Source organism: Candidatus Cardinium sp. TP (assembly GCF_025215055.1).
GTDB lineage: Bacteria > Bacteroidota > Bacteroidia > Cytophagales > Amoebophilaceae > Cardinium.
Genome location: NZ_JANAVR010000008.1, coordinates 1 through 20,999, shown reverse-complemented (window position 1 = coordinate 20,999; position 20,999 = coordinate 1). Strand labels below are relative to the sequence as shown.

Genomic DNA, 20,999 nt, shown 5'->3' with positions numbered 1-20,999 from the left:
ATTTACTTTTTCTGCTCATTGACCCGTTCCATATAGAGTCCAGTACGGGTATCTATCTTTACAAGATCTTCATTATTAATGAATAGCGGCACCCGCACCTCTACGCCTGTTTCTAGGGTAGCTGGTTTTAACGTTTTTGTAGCGGTATCGCCTCTGAGGCCCGGCTCTGTATAGGTAACCCGCAATAGAACAGATGGAGGCAATTCACACTTTAATACAACATTTTCATCATCATGGTAAACGACTTCCACCTGTTGCCCTTCTTTTAAGAATTGAGGGGTATAAATCAGTGTGGGGGCAATGGTGAGTTGTTCAAAGGTCTCCGTGTGCATAAAAGTATAGCCTGAACTATCTTTATAAAGAAATTGATAGGGTCTGCGTTCGACACGTGCGATATGGATTTTTACACCCGCGTTAAAGGTATGGTCTATTTGCCTATCTTTGGTTAAGCTCTTTAGCTTGGTTCTAACAAAAGCGGCTCCTTTACCTGGCTTGACGTGTTGAAATTCCACTACACTATAAATATCATGATTCAATAGAATACAAAGGCCATTTTTAATATCACTGGTATTTGCCATAACATCTTGCGCTTATTGCTACTAAATATATTTTACTTTTCTGAAATATCAACTTTTACATCATTTTACAACCATCATACCCCCAAATCATATACATAGCACCCCAAGTAAAACCTCCACCAAAAACAGCGAGGATCAACTTATCTCCTTTTTTTAGTTTGGATTCATAATCCCACAAACAAAGGGGAAGGGTTGCCGCTGTTGTATTGCCATACTTATGAATGTTTAGCATCACTTTTTCCATAGGAATGGCTACACGATCGGCCACAAGTTGCAGGATGCGCCTATTGGCTTGATGGGGCACCAGATAGGCAATATCCGCTGGTGTAAGCTGATGGCCAGCCATCATTTCCACCACCACTTCTGACATAGCGGTAACCGCTGCTTTAAATACATTTTGGCCATCTTGGTGAATGTAATGGGCTTTCGCCTCCACGGTTGCATGGGAAGCGGGCCACCTACTGCCGCCTGCTTTTTGATAAAGCAGGTGTTGGCCTCCACCATCTGATTTGCAGATGGTATCTACAATACCATACCCACTATCTGCTTCAGCTTCCGTTACCAGGACGGCACCTGCACCATCCCCAAACAGAATACAGGTAGCCCGATCTGTATAATCGGTAATAGCAGACATCTTATCTGCGCCTACCACAATCACTTTTTTAGCCCTACCGGAAGCAATAAACTGAGCGGCAGTATCGAGTGCATAGAGAAAGCCCGAGCAGGCAGCTTGTAAGTCGTAGCTAAACGCACGGGTAGCTCCCACCGCATGGGCAATGATATTGGCAGTAGCAGGGGTGATCTGATCTGGTGTAATGGTTGCACATATCAGGAGATCTATCGTAGCAGGATCGGTAGCTGTTTTTTGCAGCAAATCTTTGACGGCTCGTATAGCCATAACCGAGGTACCCAGCCCTGCTCCTTTTAGGATCCTGCGTTCTTGAATACCGGTTCTAGTGGTGATCCATTGATCATTGGTAGCGACCATCTGCTCCAATGCATCATTGGTCAACACATTGTCTGGCACATATCCAGCTACACCTGCAATAGAGGCACGCTTTATTAGCTTCATCTATAGCGTAATTTAACCGGCCCTATGCATCACCACCCTGCCTTTGTAATACATTTTATCTTCATGCCAAAATGCACGGTGTGGCGTATGTACTACACCTGTAACCGGACAAACCACTAAAGCGGGCATGGCAAGCTTGACATGGGTTCTTCTCTTATCTCTTCTGGAAGCAGACGACCTTCTCTTTGGATGTGCCATGTTGGTATAATTTATTTAAAACGAATAAGCTATTTTTTAATCTATCCCTTTTTAGGGGGTAACAAGTATCCAAATTTACAAATAATTTTACCAGCTAGAAAATTATTGTGCCGATGGCATTGGGGAGAAAGCGAATCATTCAGCCAATGGCGCTAACGAAAAAGGACACTATTTGGACAAATCGTCTATTTTATGTCATTTACTCCTTATGCCCTTCCATGCTTTTATCACGATTGCTTTGATTGCTTGCAAACGTGTTTTTTCACCTGCTTGCACCTCTTTCCCGCGTTTATCTATACAGTTCCTCTTACTTGCCCACTTACCTAGTTTCTGCGGTGGCGGAATCGATTGATTCGGTGAAGCGGTAGGCGCATGCATTGATTCAGCTGGTGTATTGCTTTGCCCTTGCGCATCCGCTGCTCTATTATTTGTATCCATATTGTTGCTCCCCATATGCCCATCTCCTGGCTCGGAGTCGCTAGCTAAGCGGTCGCTTGCCCCATCTTCCATCTGCTTTTTTGCACACTTGTCATTCTGATCAATATCTATCTTTTTATGCTTGTTACAGCTTACCCAACATATACTTAACATAAAAATTAACTAATATAAAACCAAGGTTTGGTATAGCTATGGGTAACTTCATGTTTTGTTTTTTAGATGTTTTGGATTACAGCTTGGGCATCTTGCTCTAATCTAAAAGAGGACGTGACCTAGAGCAGTTGTGTAACTTGGTGAAGCTTACATAAATGGCTTGTGACTTGTCGTTACCTAGCATGCATCTAGCATACTTTTATGTAACAAATATATTGATTTTCAATAAAAAAACATATAAGCAATTGTAGTTTTTTTGCATACCTTCCCCCTTATATTTTTCCCCTTAAAAAACCATTATGGAAATTTGTTGTGTGCAGCTGATCCTATTCAGTTTCTTTCCTTTTTTGTAATTTAGCAAAACGATGCGGTTGCCTACGTGGTCTATAGGTAGACCTGATAAGCAACAATAAGGCCTCTTCACACCAAAAGGATTGGGCAAATTTAACAAAAAAATATTTAAATCTATATGTCTAATAATCTGGTTACCACTTCATTTGCTTTATGGGCCACACGCATTACCCACAAACTTGCTGCCCAACCATTTTCCAAGCGATATGTACTCCTTTTAATCGCCTTGAGCAGTAGCTTTTTTTACCTATCCTGGTGCGCTGCTTGGTTGGGTGGCTTGTTGTGCGTAGCTATTGTGCCTATGCTGGGCATTATGAAACTGATCACGATAGCACCTAAAAAAACACGCTTTTGCCTCTCCTCTATTCTACTAACGCTGTTTCTTTGGAATACAATAGCGCTCTGGTGGGTGTATAATGCTGCTTGTCTTGAGGGCTTTTTCGTTGCAACATGCGGTAATGCATTGTTCCTTTTTTTTCCTTGGTGTTTTTATTACTACATGCGCAAATGGGGTGGCCTATATGTAGGCTATATAGGCCTAGTAACCAGTTGGTTAACACTAGAACATGCCCACCTCTCCTGGGAAGGTTGGGAACTAACCTTCCCAGGGCTGAACTTAGGCAATGGTCTAGCCGCACTGCCAAAATGGATTCAATGGTATGAATATACAGGGATACTTGGAGGATCCCTTTGGGTTTTAGTGCTGAATGTCCTGGTTTACCATTTGCTATTTGAACAAGCCCATCCTGCACTACGCAAGGGATGTTTGGCTTGGTTGCTACTGCCCCTATCTATAAGTTTGATCATCTATTACACCTATCAAGAAAAAGGGGTCGATGTAGAAGCAGTAGTAGTCCAACCCAACTTTGATAACTATACCGAGAAGGACTATGGCTCTCCAAGCTTTGTCCCTTATAGATGTCAAATAGATCGGCTATTGACCCTTTCTAAGGAACAGCTTACCCCAGCAACTTCTTTAGTAGTTTGGCCCGAATCGGCCATTGATAGGCCTTTAGAAGAAGCATGGGTGCGTGACTATCGATTGATGGAGCCTATATATCAATTTCTAGAAGCTTATGCTGCCTTACACCTTATAACTGGGGCTAGTTCTTTTCGTGTGTATGGCCCAACTAAGGCTACCAAAACTGCTCAACTCAGGAAACAGGGCTATATTGACCATTTTAATAGTATATTTCATTTAAATATTGGACGCCCAACGGATATATACCATAAGGTAAAAAGATTACCCGGTGGAGAATTTATCCCCTATTTCTATATTTTACCAGAAAGTATACATAATTGGATCAAACAAATGATTCATGATATTGGCGGGGGGCTAACGCCTTGTCTTGCTAAGGGAGATGGCGCTAAAATTTTTACCATCCATAAGCAACTCAAGGTTGCACCGATTATCTGTTATGAGTTATTATATGGTGCTTTTGTAGGTAGTAGTGTGCAAAAAGGAGCCCACCTTTTTGCAGTAGTAACCAATGATGGATGGTGGGGTAACACCCCTGTCTATCAACAGTTCTTTCAATACAGTCGCTTATTAGCAATAGCCCATCGAAGGAGTGTAATGCGTGCAGCCAATACGGGTATTTCTGGATTCATCAATCAACGGGGGGAAACAATCGCTGCCACGAATCAGTTAGAAATGGCAGCTATGCGGGCAATAGTACAGGCCAATCATCAAATGACTTTCTATAGCCTATATGGGGATTACATTGGTCATATCGCTTCATGGGCTTGTTTGCTATTATTTTGTATTGTCTGCATAAAACGACGGCAGCAAAAAAGAAAACCACACTGCAACGCCAACCAAACGAACTGCCCGACCGCGCACTAAGCAGTTTTTTCATGGCTAAAACAAAATATTGTTGAGTCAACCTTGTGCTTGCGCTGTTTTTAGAGTAGATTTGTAGGTAAGCAGGTAGCCAATAACCATTTTTTAACGACAAACTAAAGTAAAGGTATGATTGTTGTAGAAGTAAAAGACAACGAAGGCGTAGATAAAGCGCTCAAAAGATTTAAAAAGAAAGTGGAGCGTGTGGGTATACTAAAAGAGGCCAGGCAACGTATGGCGTATACGAAACCCACAGTAAGCAGAAAAGCTAAAAAGCTAAAAGCGATGCATAAGTACCGAATACTAGGCAACAATGGGTAAAGATGGACCATCCATCACTCCTTGCGCTTTTTGAGGCCTATTTAACGGCAGAAAGGAGAGCAAGTCTACATACCGTTGTGGCCTATACAACGGACGTAACCCAATTGATAGATTATCTCTCTGAACAGATCCCTGAAAAAATAGCCACAGCGGTAACCGGGCAGGATCTACGTGGGTGGATGATGGCTTTAGCTAAAGAGGGTCTGAGCCATCGTTCTATCAATAGGAAAATGGCTGCGCTGCGTGCTTTTTATGCTTTTCTAGCGACAAAAGGGTTGATGGTTGAGCGCCCCACAGATGTATTGAAAAGTCTAAAAGGAAAAAAAAGGTTGCCTATCTTTTTTCAAGAAAAAGAACTGCTGGCTTTCCTAGACCAATATCTATTTCCGGTTAACTTTCCTGGCTTGCGTGATCGGTTAATTTTGGAGCTGCTATATGGAACAGGGATGCGCCTAGCTGAACTGGTAGCGCTTTGCCAAACAGACATCAACCTGGAAAATGGAACAGTTAAGGTATTAGGGAAACGTGATAAAGCGCGTATGATTCCTTTTCCAAAGCCACTGATTCAGTTGATCACGGCTTATATAAGGGAAAAAGAAAAACTGGACCATCCGCCTACCCCTCAACTCATCGTCACCAACACGGGCAAACCCGCTTATCCTATGTTTATCTACCGAGTCGTCAAGAAGTATTTGGCACCTACTATACGTTCCAGCCAACATAGCCCACATATATTCCGCCATACCTTTGCTACACACTTATTAGATAAAGGAGCGGATTTACAGGCTATTAAAGATCTATTGGGTCATGCCAGCTTATCTGCCACCCAAATCTATACCCATAATTCTTTAACGAGATTAAAAGAAATTTTCAAAAAAGCCCATCCTAGAGCAGAAGAAAGCTGATAAAATCATATTGCGCCTTTAATGATAGAAGAAAGTTTAATAGATTACATCAAAACATAAGGGTGAAGGGATGGGCCCAATTTATATAAGATGCTTGTTTTTTGACTAGATTGCTTATGTGTGTTTTACATGCTTTAAAAGAGGCCTACCAGCGCCTTACCACCCATACCACGCAAACCTTATCGATGGGGTTTGGTCTATTATGGGCTGTTTTTATATGGATGTTGCTATTAGCTGTGGGCAATGGCTTCCACAATGGTGTTTCCGAAGTGTTTGCAAAGTATGGCGCAAAAACCATAACCATCAGGAGAGGAAGCAGTGCGGGTGGCCACTATCCTATTCCAGCAGCCATAGCGGCAAACTTATCTCAATCTTTTCATACGATTCAACATAGTAGCCCTATCTTACAGTCTAAGCACCCCATAAGCTATGCGACCCAAAAGGTCACAGCACCCATTTTGGGCTGTGCACCCTGCTATGCTGTATTGGCGAATTTACCCATACAGGAAGGGCGCTTTTTTACACCACGTGATGAAAGAGTAGGCCATAACATTTGCATCCTGGGCATCAATATGAAGGAAAAATTATTTGGGCATGCCGCTGCCATTGGGCAATATATTTTTTTGCGGGATATAGGTTTACAGGTAGTGGGCGTACTAGATACATTAGAAGCCAGCCTTTATGGTGAATCTAATGCGATATTGCTGCCGCATAGTTTGTTTAAAGCGATATTTCCTCAACGCAGCCATGATGTAGATGCCATCCGCCTGACCCTAGTACCAACTGCACGGGAAGCAGTAGTAGAAAAACAACTCCGCGCTTATTTTGCGCGCCATTTGCATTTTGATGTGAACGATACCCAGGCACTTGGGCTATTTAGTATAGCCAAACATGCCGATAGATTTCATAAGTTGTTTAACAATATAGCTATTTTTAATACAATCATCGGTATATGTCTGCTGATCACTGGTATGGTAGGCATGAGTAACATGATGTTAGTGACCATTCAAGAAAGACGAAACGAAATGGCGATTCGAAACGTATTAGGGAGCCGTTCTATAGATATTATGTCGATGATTGTATGTGAAGTAGTAATGGTGACCCTGGTGGCTGGGATCATCGGTTTTGGAGGAGGCTTTGCGCTTATCCAGCTGTTCAATAGATGGGTAGTACCACTGTGCAAAACCTACTACCTATCTACTTTAACCTTTCCTCCTGAATATATGTTGAGTGGATTGGGATTGATCATGGTAACCAGTTGTGTGGCTGGGATGCTACCGGCTATGCGTGCGCTACAGATAAAGCCTATCGAGGCATTGGGCAATAAGTAAAGGAGGTTTTTGCTTGTTTTTGGGTAGTCTCTCTATTGACTGAACGAATATTGATTTTATTATATATGCTTGGATATCAATGGTTTATAGAAGTTTTACATAGTTTAAAAGCCCATAAAATCAGGACTATTTTCTCGGGTTTTGGCGTTATGTGGGCCATGCTTATCTGGGTGCTTTTACAAGGCGTAGGTAGTGGCGTCCACAATGGCATGATGAAACGGTTTCGCAGCTATACTACCCGTTGTATGTATATTTCTGAAGGGCATGGGTCAACGGGCCCTATCCACCTCACAGAAGCCATAACCAATGAACTGGCCACTGGTTTAAATGTGTTTAGCCAAGTTATGCCTTTTTTTCAAAAAACAAGTTCGGTGGCGTATGGACCAATCATACACAAAAGTGACCTGCTGGGTGTAGGGGTTGGGTATGAAAAGATCAACGACCTAGCGCTGGTAGAGGGGCGTTTTTTCAATGCGCGTGACCTAGCGGAAAGGCTCCCAGTCTGTATACTGGGCCTAGAGATGAAAAAGAAAATATTTGATGTGCACCAAGCAGTGGGGCAGTTCATCGCAATAGATGGCGTTAGGGTGTGTGTAATTGGTGTATTAGACGAAACGATTTGGTTCAATAACACACGCATCATGCTGCCCAGTAGTTTATTTAAAGCATTGTTTCCTAGGGATGCGCAAGTCATTGATGGTATCATAGCGACCCTAGCACCCAAACAAAATGGAATAGCCGCAGCAGAAAAAGTACGCACCTACCTAGCCAGGCGACTCAATCTTAACGCAAATGAGCGGGATGCACTATGCATACGTGGCCCATCTCAAAGCGCTACGCTTTTTGAAGTGTTGTTTAGCGTTATGAAGGGGTTTATTGGACTAGTGAGTTGCTGCTTTTTGGTCAGTGGTGTGGTAGGTGTCAGTAATATGATGCTGGTTGTAGTAAAGGAGCGTAGAAAAGAATTGGCCATTCGTAAAGTGATGGGCGCGAAACCCAGCCATATCATGGGTTTAATTTTGCTGGAATCGATTGCCATTAACTTGATTTCCGGTATATTGGGACTAGGAATCGGTATAGGCATACTCCAATGGATGAATCGCTACTTGCTTCCCATGATTGAAAATCATGGCATCGCTCGTTTTGAATTTCAATTTTCTCTATATGCCTTAGTCGCCTTGGTACTGTCTGGTTGTTTAGCAGCCATTATCCCTGTAAAAAGAGTAGGGTACATTAAACCAGTAGATGCTTTAAATAAAGAATAAAAATGCGTACAATGACCAAATTGATTTTAACCACTAGCTTCATAGCTGGAGGTTTTTTTGCTTACTCCAAAATATATAAAACGCAATGGGAACAACTAACGCGGACAGCCTTTAAGTTAGATCCAATTACCTTTCAAACTACCGAGCCCACACGTAGAACGATTGTGCGCAAAAAAGTTTTCTCTGGCAACCTAATGCCTCATAAAGAAACAAAACTAGAAGCCCATGTGACGGGTGTAGTAGATAAATTATTTGTACGCATAGGGGATTATGTTCCACAAGGTGCAGTGATTGCCCGTATTAAAATACAGCCCAATCTGAACGAGGTGGAGGCTGCAGCCAGCAAATTGCGTTTGGCCACTATTGATCGCAATCAAGCTAGAACCAAATACTTAAGAAGTAAGCAACTCTTTAGCAAAAAGATGCTGGCTAAAGAAGCTTATGAAACTGCGTTGGCAGCCTGGGAACAAACCAAAGAAAAAGTTGCTGCAGCTCAGAAAAGGTTGGAAATCATTCAACGTGGCTATACTACAGCAAAAGGCGTAGCGGCTAACATGATAAAAGCCCCTATCAAAGGGACCATCTTAAGTTTACCCGCTAAGGAGGGCAGTATGGTGCAAGCAGTGAGTGACAAAGCATCTGGCACCACCGTAGCGCTTATTGGGGATATGTCTCATTTCTTGTTTTCCGCTCAGGTCAGTGAATTAGATGTGATCCACTTAACCAAGGAGATGACCTTTACCGCCTCATTAAATGCTTTGAATGATGAAAAACTGCAAGTTACTTTAACTAAAATTGCACCCAAAGCCAATGAAGAGGCATTCCAAAAAGGAGAAATTAAATTTGACATAGAAGGGATCATACATAAACCCAAAAAATCAAAAATTACTTTACGGGCAGGGTATGTAGCGCTTGCAGAGGTAATTCTAGAGCAAGTCAACGATGTGCTAGCTGTGCCAGAAAGCATGATACAAATAAAAGGTGCAACCTATTGCGTAAAATGTTTACATGAAGGTAAAGTGGTTGAAAAAGAGGTGGTATTAGGGCTATCTGATGGTCTATATGTCGAGGTAAAAGAAGGCCTTACCGAGTCAGACCAATTAATTGTAGAAGCGTAGCATGATTCAGATACGGGACTTACATAAATCCTATCAGACGAGTACCCTCACTAGGGAAGTACTGAGAGGGATCGATTTCCACCTTGAAAAAGGGGATTTTGTCGCCTTAATGGGGCAATCTGGTGCTGGAAAGTCTACGTTGTTGCATATTATTGGCCTATTGGATAGCTATGACCATGGGGCTTACCATCTGAATGGCGTGCAGATCAAAAATCTTTCGCATCAACAAGCCAATAGCTATAGGAGTCAATTAATTGGGCTAGTCTTTCAGCAGTTTCATTTAATCCCTTTTAAAACGGCTTTAGAGAATATAGCGCTGCCCCTCTATTACCAAGGTGTAGAAAGAGCAGAGCGCTACAAGCGTGCATGGGCTATGCTTGATAGAGTGGGCTTAACGGCCTATGCCCATCATAAACCCAATGCGCTTTCAGGAGGGCAACAACAAAGGATCGCCATTGCCCGTGCATTGGTCACAGCTCCTCCCCTCATCTTGGCAGATGAGCCAACAGGTGCCTTAGACAGCAGCACGGCACATGAAATCATGGCTTTGCTTAAAGAGATGAATAGGGAGGGGAATACAATTCTTATCGTGACCCATTCTGTGCAGGTAGCACGGCAATGCAATAGCATTCAAGAAATTGTAGATGGAAAAATTAGCTAATACATTTAATGAGATTGATAATGAAAAAATGGGTTGTATGCTTTAGCATAATAGGTAGCATAGCCTTTTTAGGCCACCACAGCACAGAAGCGAAAAACAAGCCGATGAGTTTGCAAGAAGCCATCAACATGGCTTTAAAAGATAATTTAAATATTCAGATTGCTGAACAGACTAAAAAGCAAGCCATACTCTCTCGTAAAATAGATACTTTCCAGATATGGCTGCCTCAAGCCACTTGCATGTTGGCTTACGACAACAGCTGGCTAGGAAGCACACAATCATCTGCACAGCAAAATGGAACCAAAACAAACGCCATGCAATCGCACATGCGATCCGAACCTTTTTTTACATTACAATGGACATTGGCATCGTTAGCGGATAAGATATTCCAAACTAAGATACACAATCAAAATAATGTGATCCATAAGTTAGATGCTAAAAAATCAATAGCAAAAGAACTACAGCAAGTAGTTATTGCTTACTATGAGCTTGCCTTGGCAGAAAAAAAGTGGACATTATCCAATAACCTAATCAAGCTAGCCACAGCTAGGTTAAAGGTAGAGGAAGAAAAATTAAAAATAGGACGGATCTCCAAAATAGATTGTTTGGATGCAGAGCTGGCCCTGAAACAGGTAAAGTTAAGTTTATTGGAGCGTCAGGAAGCCTTGAAAGGAAAGCGTCGCAGTTTAAATGTACTACTTGGCAAACCCCTCAATGAAGAAACATCGGTACAATCAACTATTTCTGTTCAACCTATATGGGATATTCAAGCGGTCACAAAAGAAAAAATGGTTGATTTAAAAGTAGCCATACAGGAAAAACAAGTAGCTATAGCAACAACTGAGTTGCGCAGAGCTAAAGCCTACCCGCTTTCTTGTTTAAACCTATTGGCTTGTTTTCAATCGAAGGGGTATACATATAATTTAGAAGATAAACCATTTGAGTTTGATGCTACGCCTAGCAAATGGTTGGGAAGGATTGGTATTCAGATTGATATCGCTACCTTACTGCTCATGCCTGCAAAGATTAAAAAAGCCAAAATAGCATTACATAATGCCACGTTTACGTTAAAACAACAAAAATTGGCTTTAGAGGATGGTTTAGAAGATAAAAAATGGCAATACCATCATGCCTTAGATGCACATAACGTAGCAGAAGCGCAACTGAAAATAAGCAAGCAAAAATTGGTTTTTATAAGAGAAAAATATCGCCTAAAACAGGTTAAACTACTCGCATTACATGAAGCAGAAGAAGCAACTCAAAAAGCTGAAATCGATGTAATCGAGCACGCTTTAAAGGTAAAAAAAGCAGAGTTTGAACTATATCAATTGGTTGGTATGTTTCATCAGAAGCTTTCTTAGGCATGCTACATCTATCTGCCTAATAGGGTGCATGGCTACAAACGCTTTTAGATGGCTTGGCACATAACGCTACAAATGAGTTTTATCCCACTTTTTTCTTGATAAAGAAGTGAACAAAAAATCAAGCCCTCGGTAAAAAGTAACTTTCTAAACTGCGACTTTTTTCAGGGGCGTTGTTCTTTTTACGTGGATTGAATAGATATATTTGCTGCTATTTCGTCAAGTTAAGGCGCTTATGTCCGCCGATAAAAAACTTGGCGGACATAAGCAGCGACGCGTATACACATGAGCCATTTCTATCTCTGTGTTAAATATAGATGTCCCTTAAGTTGACGCCATTGCCTGTTCAGAGCAAATAGTAAAAAAGGAATGTATGTATCCTATTTTAAGTAAAAACAAAGCCACATCCATCCGCCAATTGGCGCTTAAAAAATACCGCCTAGAGCGGGCTGCTTTTGTCTTAGAAGGGAAAAAAGGCGTCCAAGCATTACTTGCTTCTGATTATGTTATCAAATGTATAGTAGGAACGCCTGATTTTTTTTCAGGTAATCCAGATATGGTTACTACCTTTCGTCGAGAAACAGAGGTATTTGAAACCAATACAGCATTGCTCTCTGGACTAGGTTCCTTTGTTCACAACCATGAAGTACTGGCAGTAGCTGCTATACCCCTACCCACTGCCCCCTGCCTAGCACCTAAGGGTATAACCCTGGCATTAGATGGCATGCAAGACCCTGGTAATTTAGGTACTATGATTCGTATAGCAGATTGGTATGGCATAACTACCATACTCTGCGCGCAAACCACTGCAGAGCTCTATAACCCAAAGGTATTACAAGCGAGTATGGGCTCTTTTGTAAAGGTCAACTTGCATTATGTAAATTTACCCCGCTATTTACAGGGTGTACAGCTGCCTATCCTAGGTGCTATGTTGGAAGGGAAGTCTGTACATGATTTTTTGTTTCCAGACCGTGGGATATTGGTTATTGGGAATGAATCCCATGGGATTCAGCCTGCCGTACAAGCAACCCTAACAGAGGCGGTTGCCATTCCTAGGTATGGCCATGCCAATTCGTTAAATGCAGCGACCGCTGCAGCGATTCTATGTGACAATTGGAAACGGATAGGCGGTATGTAGGCAAGCTACTGACTATGCTGTTTCATAGGCCCCCCGCTTTGGCCTCCACCACGCCCTTCCTAGCTTGAATTAGATCGAATCGCAAATTATGCGTATGTGTTCATGGAATGGCGTCAACTTAAGGGACATCTATTTTAACACAGAGATAGAAATGGCTCATGTGTATACGCGCCGCTGCTTATGTCCGCCAATAAAAAGTTGGCACACAGTAAAAGTAATGCAACGAGCTGTTTTTCGATCTGTAAGATGGCACTTTCAGCGACTTTTTGCCAAGGGCCTGATTTTTTGTCCACTTTTTTATCAAGAAAAAAGTGGGATACAATCCATTATTAACCAGTAACGTGAACAAATACGTTCTTTTATTGTTTTGTATAAAACAATAGATAAGCGGTTTTAGACGCATCTATAACCTTTGATTGACTCCATTCTTCCATCGTTCCATCGCTTACCCTATACCATTTGTCTTCGCGCTTTACATAGGCAATATAGTGGCCACTACTTATTACCTCTCCGCTATGTTGAATAAAAGCATGTAGATTATATTTCACAACATCATCCTTGCAATTAGGATCTGGGCGAATGGTAAGCTCCATTGTCCCATACACTGGATCCGTTATTTTATAGCTAGAGTTTTCAAATCGATTTAGTTGTAGATATAATTTAGAAGGCATACGCGTGTATACGATTTGTTTGATATAATTTTTTACCTTAGAGGTGTTTTCTTGCATAGGCTCTAGCTTGCTTTGATGCTTTTGTATAAAAGTAGACATACTATTCATACAAAACTCCTTATCATACGTTGAATCTATATCCCGATATTTACCTTGTTCTTCTTCCTCCACGAACTCTTCCATATTCAATGCAACGAGCTGACTTAAGTCGTACTTATCCCAATTTTCATCCTTTTTAAAACTTATATGCAATGTGTTATCTTCTTCAGACATTTCCTTTACATAAATGGCTGCTTTAGTCTGTTTTTTATAAAGGATACGTGAAATAAATGTAATAGACCCTGGCAAGTCCGTTGTAAAAAAATGTCTAATAAACTCATCAACATCGTGCTGGCGAACTGAACATACCATCTCAAGCGCCGCTTCTGGAAAACGCGCCACAAACCCTTTTATAACATCCCGAGATAATACCCCGGGGCCAGCATTGATTTTATTAACTAGCCCTTCGAGGGGGCTATTCTGCGCCTCCTCCGGATACAGAGCTGCAATCACTTGCAATGCTGCATTCATATAGCAAGTACTGCCTAAATTTTCAAGACCAGCAAAGGAAAACAAAGGGCCAGAAGGCTTTGGCGCAGGTGAGGAGCCACTACTACTAGAACGTCTTGAAGAAGCATACCCACTAGAAGTGGCTGAAGCACGGCTAGCAAACCCAGAAGAAGAACTACCTGATGAAGCGATACTAGCTTTAGCAAGTAGGCTATCTGTAGAGCCATGCAATGGGTCTGGCAGATTATCTGGCAGCTTAGTTACTGGCACTGTAGGTGTTTTAAGCGTAGTGTCCGTAGGAGATGCAGGGGTAGGCGTTATTTTCTTGTTGCGATTACAACCTTGACAACTCCCTACTGTTGCATGGATGACAATTATTAACAACCAAATGGTTGGGCGGCTGATGATCTTTCTAAACATATACTTTCTATGAAAAGCAATAAGGATTGCTTGTGTAGTTGTTCTTTGCATTGACCGAATAAAGAGTAGGAAGACAGAAATATTAATCCCTTTTATAAAAATTTGCTCTTGATATGCAATATTATAAAACTATCTCCATATAATCAAATGGCCACGTAACTTTTTATCCATTAGGTGGTTCAATACCTTCCATAAAAAAACATACAGCCCTAACTTGATGGTTTCCCATGAAACTATTTTTAATGATTTATAAATTTGCTTTTTTGCCAACAAAATTGTTTTTTTAACACAAAATTAGTATAAAATGCCTTACTGATCACAATAAATTACAGATTTTTACACGCCTAATTTATATAAATTATTTTGACTATCAACTAAAAATAAATTTAACCGATGCCATTTAACCTATTCTATCTTGAGCGTTGGGACATTAGTTTTAGGCTTATTGTTGATATAGCACTATTGGGCTGCTTGGTTTATTGGGTATATACATTAGTAAAGGGTAGTATAGCTGTAAAGTGCATTCTGGGTTGCTTGATCGTATATATTTTTTATTGGATGGTGCAAGCCTTACAGCTCAAGGTACTTACATCTATTTTACGCATATGGACCAGTCCTATCGTGCCGATTATTCTTTTTCAAAGGGAAATCCGCCATTTCTTGTTTAGCTTAGGCAAAAGTCTGATGGGCAGTAAAGCGATGGTAGTACAAATCATTCCTTGGTTGACTGATAAAAAGAATGAAATTGATGTCACACCAGTGGTAAAAGCGGTACAAACCTTAGGCGGCAGCAACACAGGTGCGCTAATTGTATTTACAAAAGATGCAGACCTGCGCTATTATGAAGAATCTGGTGACTTAATTAATGCAGTAGTCTCTGCACGGTTATTGATCGCTATATTCAATAAATATAGCCCATTACATGATGGAGCTGTGATTATTCACAACAATAGAATCGTAGCGGCACGGTGTATTTTACCGGTTACGGAACATCCAAATATAGCGGCACGTTTTGGACTGCGTCATAAAGCAGCTGTTGGCCTTACGGAGATAACCGACGCATTGGTTTTAATCGTCTCAGAAGAATCTGGACAAATATCCATAGCTAGAAAGGGGACAATGGAAAACAACCTATCTGCGCAAGAAATTAGAAGTGCGCTAAAGGAGTATCTGAGTAATGATGCATAACCAGCACTTAGGGGAGATAATATTTTTTCTTGATATGCCCTATCTTTGATAGGGCGTATGGTTATTTAATAAAATGCTAGGAGATGCGGACGATACAATTTAGAGCAGCATTGCGCGAGGCAATGATAGAGGAAATGGAAAGAGATGCAATGGTCTTTTTAATGGGGGAGGAAGTAGCGGCATACAATGGTGCGTACAAAGTAAGTCAAGGTATGCTGGAACGGTTTGGAGCGAAAAGGGTAATAGATACGCCTATTAGTGAATTAGGGTTTACGGGATTGGGTATAGGGGCTGCTATGAATGGCTTGCGCCCGATTATAGAGTTGATGACGTTTAATTTTTCCCTAGTAGCGATAGATCAGATTGTAAATGGAGCGGCTAAAATTTATGCGATGTCGGGTGGGCAATATCATGTGCCTATTGTATTCAGGGGACCAACTGGTAATGCGGGCATGTTAGGTGCCCAACACTCTCAAAACTTTGAAAATTGGTATGCCAATTGTCCAGGGCTAAAAGTAATCGTGCCTTCTAACCCTTATGATGCGAAGGGGTTGCTGAAAAGCGCCATTAGAGACGATGACCCGGTCCTATTTATGGAGTCGGAATTAATGTATGGTGACTTGGGAGAAGTACCTGCAGACGCCTATTTGTTGCCCATAGGAAAAGCGCATCTGAGGCAAGAGGGCACAGATATAACCTTGGTTTCTTTTGGGAAAATGGTTAAAATAGCAGAGGAGGCCGTACAGGTTATGCAAACGCAAGGTGTCTCAGTGGAATTAATTGACTTACGAACGATTCGTCCCCTAGACCTATCGGCCGTTATTGCATCGGTAAAAAAAACCAATCGATTGGTAATCGTAGAGGAAGCCTGGCCACTGGCTTCGATTGCGTCTGAAATAGCTTATCAGGTTCAAAAACATGCTTTTGACTATTTAGACGCGCCGATTCAAAAAATAAATAACTTAGATGTGCCCCTTCCCTATGCACCTACTTTAATAGAGGCCATCTTGCCCAATGTAGCCCAAACCGTAGCGGCGCTTAAGCGGGTTTTGTATCTAACATAAATAGCACACACAGTCATGCAAAAAAAATACCTTATAGGTAATTGGAAAATGTACAAAACGACCCAAGAGGCCATTGGCTTTATGGGGGCATTGTTGCCTGAGTTGAAGGCCATAGACGCGGGTTCATTAGCGCTATACATTGCCCCTTCTTTTGTCCATTTATCGGCTATAGCTGACTTAATAGGTGATCACCAATCTATTCAACTCATTGCTCAAAATTGTCACCATGAGGCAGAGGGTGCTTTTACGGGGGAAGTATCAGCGGCTATGCTAGCCGCTATAGGTGTAAAGGGTGTACTGATTGGGCATAGTGAACGCAGAAGCTACCAAAAAGAGGATCATCCACTTTTAGCTCAAAAAATAAAAAGGGTATTGGAGGCTGGTATGCAACCTTTTCTTTGCTGTGGCGAAAGTTTAGCAGCACGCAAGCATGGCAAACATAAAACAATAGTGCAGCAACAGTTGCAAGAAAGCTTAATGGGCTTAACACCAAAGGAAATAGAAACAGTAGCGATTGCTTACGAGCCGGTTTGGGCAATTGGCACTGGACAAGTAGCGAGCTTAACAGTAATTACAGAAATGCACGCCTTTATAAGGGAGGTGTTATCGGAACTATGTGCAGGCGAAAAGGTTCCTATTCTCTATGGTGGGAGCTGCAATCCACAAAATGCAAAGGCTATATTGGGCTGTCCTAACGTAGCGGGTGGACTGATTGGGGGGGCTTCGCTGCGGGTAGATGCATTTATGCAAATAGTTGCTGCATTACTTGAACAAAAAGATGGTACGGGCTACTCATGCAATTAAAATAAAACAAATGGCTAAGCTCGTGCAAAGGGAGCTGGGCATACTGTTCTTAATGGAAACCACTCGGTTGTTTGGGGGTGCAGTGATCTCAGTTACAACGGTTGACTTAAGCAGTGACCTGAGTCTGGCAAAAGTATATCTCAGCTTTTCCCTACATGAGGAGCAGGCAACCTTATTGCAAAAGATTGATGGCCATAAAAGTACGATGAGAAGGTTACTAGGCAAAAGGGTGGCGGGGAAAATGCATAAAATACCCAATTTAAAGTTTATGATCGATCGTTCGGTGATGCAAGGCGCACGTGTGACTGCTTTGATAGACGCATTAGAAGCTGATTGAAAAGTAGAGGCTACGAACTGAAGAAATGAATGCCAGACTTTGTATGTATCTGTTCACGATACTGGTTAATAATGGGTTGTATCCCACTTTTTTCTTGATAAAAAAGTGGACAAAAAATCAAGCCCTCGGTAAAAAGTAACTGAAAGTGCCATCTTACAGATGGAAAAACAGAAAGCGCCCCCAAAGGGGGCTTCAAAGAAAACTATTTTTCCTAATCATCTGTAAAATGCCACTTTCTAAACCGCGACTTTTTTCAGCGGCGTTGTTCTTTTAACGCAAAAAACCACTGCGCTGAACACATACATAGCACAGCTAAAAAACAACTTGATCAAACGGTCTTTGTATTGTAAATCCAATTTTAATTATACAAATAATATATTTAAATAAAAAGCATACTAAAGTTTAATACAAAGAATTGCCGTAAGGAATTTTGTAACTTGAACCTATGGAAACGCCACGCTATACCCCAAATCAGATCCAACACCTACCTACATTGCCGGGTATTTATCTATTCTACAACCACAAAGAAGAGGTCATTTATGTTGGTAAAGCAAAAAACATTAAAAAAAGGGTAAGTGATTATTTTGCTATTAGCAAGGTACATAACCTAAAAACCGCACGTATGGTTACGCATATTGCCTCTATTGCCTATACTGCTTTACATTCCGAGTATGAAGCACTGCTTTTAGAAAACAACCTCATTAAAGCATTACAACCACGGTATAACATCTTACTAAAAGATGGGAAAACCTACCCTTATCTATGTATTACCCATGACCGCTTCCCTAAGGTGATCATTACCCGTAAAACGGTCCCTCCCTTGGGAAAATACTACGGACCATTTACCAGTGCCCAATCTGTTAAACAAACCTTAGAGGTAATCAAAAAATTATTTACCTTCCGTACCTGCAACTACAATCTTTCGGCAGCAAACATAACCAACCATAAGTTTAAGGTTTGTTTGGATTACCACCTGGGCCATTGTAAGGGACCATGCGAAGCTTTTCAAAATGAAGCGGCTTATCAACAAGAGATAGATCAGATAGAGGCCTTACTAAAAAATAATTTTGCTTCTGTAAAAAAGGAGCTCAAGAAACAAATGCTAGCAGCTGCCCAACAACTTGATTATAAACAAGCGCAACGCTTTAAGGAAAAGTTAATGCTATTGGACCAATACCAAGCAAAATCTTTAGTCATCAATCCGCTGGTAGGGGATTTGGATGTAGTAGCCATTATTTCAGATCCAAACCATGCCTTTGTGGGTTACTTGCATATTAAACAAGGTGCCATTTCTTTTACCCAACACCGTGTGGTAACCAAAAAGTTAGAAGAAGAGGCAACAGATTTACTACCTTTGGTAGTCTGTTCGCTCCGTGCTTGCAGCAATAGCCAGGCACCAGAAGTTTTGGTTAATCTGCCGCTGAACCTAACCATAGGCCCCTTTTCCATCACCATGCCTAAAATTGGTGACAAGCGGAAATTGGTAGCATTGGCGCTCCAAAATGCTTTATTATGCAAAAAGGATTTTTTACATCAAAAATCTAATTTTCAAGTAAAACCCAATCTAACGCTTGTGCAATTACAACATGACTTAAAGTTAAAAGAGGTGCCTTATTGGATCGAATGTTTTGACAATTCGAATATACAAGGGGCCCATCCAGTAGCGGCCATGGTTTGCTTTAAGGATGGCAAACCTTCTAAAAAAGACTACCGCCACTATCATATTAAAACGGTCGTAGGACCTGATGATTGTGCTTCTATGTATGAAATCATCCAGCGACGTTATAGCTCAAAAACGCAAGAAGGGCTTCCTGATCTGATTGTAATAGATGGGGGAAAGGGGCAACTGAATGCTGCCTTGCGGGCTTTAGAAGCAGTAGGTATCTATGGTCAAGTAGCGATTATCAGCATAGCCAAGCGACTAGAAGAGCTCTACTTCCCCCATGATCCATTTCCATTGTATTTAAATAAGCAATCTGCTTCACTCAAACTGCTCCAGCAGCTGCGCAATGAAGCCCATCGTTTTGCCATTACCTTTCACAGAAAACAACGCAGCAAAAGCGCGTTCGAATCTCTGAATATTCCAGGTATTGGCCCCCAAACATTCGCTAAACTATTGCAACAATTGGGTAGCCTTCAGACAATGCAAACCGCTTCTTTAGAGACATTAGCTACAATAGTAGGGCCATCAAAGGCTAAACGCTTGCAAGCATATTTTTTAGCGGAACCTACTTTACCAAAAGATCGTTTAAAATAGAAGATACATGTCCGTACTGCTTCGTTCCATAGTAGTTATACCTACCTATAATGAAAGAGAAAATATTGCATCTTTGGTAACCACTATTTTTGGATTAAAGATAGGGATAGATATTTTGGTAGTAGACGATGGCTCTCCTGATGAGACAGCCAATGTGGTGATGAGGCTACAACAACGTTACACACATCAATTACACCTTTTACGTCGATCAGGCAAAGAGGGATTAGGTCGCGCCTATGTAGCAGGATTTGGTTGGGCACTGGCCTATGGTTACGATTATATCTGCAGCATGGATGCTGATTTTTCCCATGCGCCTGCTGATTTGCCTCGACTTTTAAACGCATGCGCCACACCTACCATCGATATAGTCATTGGTTCTCGTTACATCCCAGGTGGGCATGTGGTGAATTGGCCACCTGCTAGACGCTTATTATCCTACATGGCCAATTGGCTTGCACGATCTATTACAGGCATACCGATTAAGGATGCCACGGCTGGATTTGTTTGTTACCGACGCACCATACTGACAGCTATTTTGACCCTTGCAAACCCTAAGCCAACCTCGACAACAAAAGTGCCAGCAGCACTCACGTCTCGAAAGGAGGCGCACATAACTTCTGTAGGATATAGCTTTCAAGTAGAAATTAAATTTCTGGCTTATCAACATGGCGCTAAGCTAATAGAATTGCCGATTACTTTTACAAACAGGGTAAAAGGTCAATCTAAAATGGGTTTAATAATGGCAGGAGAAAGTTTTCTTCGGCTTATTCAGATGAAGTGGCGGAGCTGGAAACGACCTTAGTATGCACATTAAACGCATTCTGAGCAAGAGCTTATCCCAGAGTGGCATAAGTTGTAGTAGTCAAGATTTAATCTGACAGGCAGTAAAAATTTAAGTATTAAAGTTGTCCGTTAAGTTAAATGTGTCAGTTAGGTTGTTAAGATAAGCGATTTGATTATTTTTTTCAAAGACTAA

Annotated in this window: 20 protein-coding genes; 15 read left to right on the top strand and 5 right to left on the bottom strand. The window is 41.5% G+C overall.

What is annotated here, in order from left to right; translation table 11 throughout:
* Nucleotides 1-2: 2 nt before the first annotated feature.
* The 4 genes from efp to NLX65_RS02040 form a co-directional block, all read right to left on the bottom strand.
* Complete coding sequence (gene efp, locus NLX65_RS02055; RefSeq protein ID WP_260536641.1) at nucleotides 3-578, bottom strand: elongation factor P; 576 nt, start codon at nucleotides 576-578, stop codon at nucleotides 3-5.
* Nucleotides 579-633: 55 nt separating this feature from the next.
* On the bottom strand, nucleotides 634-1,650 hold the full coding sequence (locus NLX65_RS02050; protein ID WP_260536639.1) for a beta-ketoacyl-ACP synthase III: 1,017 nt from the start codon (nucleotides 1,648-1,650) through the stop codon (nucleotides 634-636).
* Nucleotides 1,651-1,662: 12 nt separating this feature from the next.
* Nucleotides 1,663-1,848 carry a 50S ribosomal protein L32 gene (gene rpmF / locus NLX65_RS02045; protein ID WP_260536637.1) on the bottom strand — a complete coding sequence of 62 codons (186 nt, stop codon included), beginning with the start codon at nucleotides 1,846-1,848 and terminating at the stop codon, nucleotides 1,663-1,665.
* A 195-nt stretch (nucleotides 1,849-2,043) separates the two neighbouring features.
* Nucleotides 2,044-2,439 (bottom strand): hypothetical protein, encoded by a 396-nt coding sequence (locus NLX65_RS02040; protein ID WP_260536635.1) that lies wholly within the window; start codon nucleotides 2,437-2,439, stop codon nucleotides 2,044-2,046.
* Between the two features lie 469 nt (nucleotides 2,440-2,908).
* Here NLX65_RS02040 and lnt point away from each other — a divergent pair, with 469 nt between their 5' ends.
* From lnt to NLX65_RS01995, 9 genes are all read left to right on the top strand, one after another.
* On the top strand, nucleotides 2,909-4,636 hold the full coding sequence (gene lnt, locus NLX65_RS02035) for an apolipoprotein N-acyltransferase (RefSeq protein WP_260536633.1): 1,728 nt from the start codon (nucleotides 2,909-2,911) through the stop codon (nucleotides 4,634-4,636).
* Between the two features lie 126 nt (nucleotides 4,637-4,762).
* A complete protein-coding gene (gene rpsU / locus NLX65_RS02030; RefSeq protein WP_260536631.1) occupies nucleotides 4,763-4,954 on the top strand; it encodes a 30S ribosomal protein S21 in 192 nt (63 codons plus the stop codon).
* Nucleotides 4,955-4,956: 2 nt separating this feature from the next.
* Nucleotides 4,957-5,859, top strand: a complete 903-nt coding sequence (locus NLX65_RS02025; protein ID WP_260536629.1) for a tyrosine-type recombinase/integrase — start codon at nucleotides 4,957-4,959, stop codon at nucleotides 5,857-5,859.
* A 116-nt stretch (nucleotides 5,860-5,975) separates the two neighbouring features.
* Nucleotides 5,976-7,190, top strand: coding sequence for an ABC transporter permease (locus NLX65_RS02020; protein ID WP_260536627.1), 1,215 nt, complete (start codon nucleotides 5,976-5,978; stop codon nucleotides 7,188-7,190).
* A gap of 65 nt (nucleotides 7,191-7,255) precedes the next feature.
* Nucleotides 7,256-8,455, top strand: a complete 1,200-nt coding sequence (locus NLX65_RS02015; RefSeq protein ID WP_260536625.1) for an ABC transporter permease — start codon at nucleotides 7,256-7,258, stop codon at nucleotides 8,453-8,455.
* A gap of 11 nt (nucleotides 8,456-8,466) precedes the next feature.
* Complete coding sequence (locus NLX65_RS02010) at nucleotides 8,467-9,573, top strand: efflux RND transporter periplasmic adaptor subunit (RefSeq protein WP_260536623.1); 1,107 nt, start codon at nucleotides 8,467-8,469, stop codon at nucleotides 9,571-9,573.
* 1 nt (nucleotide 9,574) lies between these two features.
* Nucleotides 9,575-10,234, top strand: a complete 660-nt coding sequence (locus tag NLX65_RS02005; RefSeq protein WP_260536621.1) for an ABC transporter ATP-binding protein — start codon at nucleotides 9,575-9,577, stop codon at nucleotides 10,232-10,234.
* Between the two features lie 8 nt (nucleotides 10,235-10,242).
* Nucleotides 10,243-11,595, top strand: a complete 1,353-nt coding sequence (locus tag NLX65_RS02000; protein WP_260536619.1) for a TolC family protein — start codon at nucleotides 10,243-10,245, stop codon at nucleotides 11,593-11,595.
* Nucleotides 11,596-11,968: 373 nt separating this feature from the next.
* The gene (locus NLX65_RS01995) at nucleotides 11,969-12,733 is read left to right on the top strand and encodes an RNA methyltransferase (RefSeq protein WP_260536617.1); all 765 of its coding nucleotides are present in this window, start codon (nucleotides 11,969-11,971) and stop codon (nucleotides 12,731-12,733) included.
* A 359-nt stretch (nucleotides 12,734-13,092) separates the two neighbouring features.
* Here NLX65_RS01995 and NLX65_RS01990 read toward each other — a convergent pair whose 3' ends face one another.
* Nucleotides 13,093-14,424, bottom strand: coding sequence for a ubiquitin carboxyl-terminal hydrolase family protein (locus NLX65_RS01990; RefSeq protein ID WP_260536615.1), 1,332 nt, complete (start codon nucleotides 14,422-14,424; stop codon nucleotides 13,093-13,095).
* Between the two features lie 342 nt (nucleotides 14,425-14,766).
* On the opposite strand from NLX65_RS01990, the gene cdaA reads away from it, so the two are divergent.
* The 6 genes from cdaA to NLX65_RS01960 all read left to right on the top strand — a co-directional run bounded on the left by cdaA (nucleotide 14,767) and on the right by NLX65_RS01960 (nucleotide 20,825).
* The gene (gene cdaA / locus NLX65_RS01985) at nucleotides 14,767-15,561 is read left to right on the top strand and encodes a diadenylate cyclase CdaA (RefSeq protein ID WP_260536613.1); all 795 of its coding nucleotides are present in this window, start codon (nucleotides 14,767-14,769) and stop codon (nucleotides 15,559-15,561) included.
* 83 nt (nucleotides 15,562-15,644) lie between these two features.
* Complete coding sequence (locus NLX65_RS01980; RefSeq protein ID WP_260536611.1) at nucleotides 15,645-16,625, top strand: pyruvate dehydrogenase complex E1 component subunit beta; 981 nt, start codon at nucleotides 15,645-15,647, stop codon at nucleotides 16,623-16,625.
* 15 nt (nucleotides 16,626-16,640) lie between these two features.
* Nucleotides 16,641-17,429 (top strand): triose-phosphate isomerase, encoded by a 789-nt coding sequence (gene tpiA, locus NLX65_RS01975; RefSeq protein ID WP_260536609.1) that lies wholly within the window; start codon nucleotides 16,641-16,643, stop codon nucleotides 17,427-17,429.
* Nucleotides 17,404-17,766 carry a 30S ribosome-binding factor RbfA gene (gene rbfA, locus NLX65_RS01970; RefSeq protein WP_260536607.1) on the top strand — a complete coding sequence of 121 codons (363 nt, stop codon included), beginning with the start codon at nucleotides 17,404-17,406 and terminating at the stop codon, nucleotides 17,764-17,766. Before tpiA ends, rbfA begins: the two co-directional genes overlap by 26 nt.
* A 445-nt stretch (nucleotides 17,767-18,211) precedes the next feature.
* Nucleotides 18,212-20,023 carry an excinuclease ABC subunit UvrC gene (gene uvrC, locus NLX65_RS01965; protein ID WP_260536605.1) on the top strand — a complete coding sequence of 604 codons (1,812 nt, stop codon included), beginning with the start codon at nucleotides 18,212-18,214 and terminating at the stop codon, nucleotides 20,021-20,023.
* Between the two features lie 7 nt (nucleotides 20,024-20,030).
* On the top strand, nucleotides 20,031-20,825 hold the full coding sequence (locus NLX65_RS01960; protein ID WP_260536603.1) for a polyprenol monophosphomannose synthase: 795 nt from the start codon (nucleotides 20,031-20,033) through the stop codon (nucleotides 20,823-20,825).
* The last annotated feature ends 174 nt before the right edge of the window (nucleotides 20,826-20,999 follow it).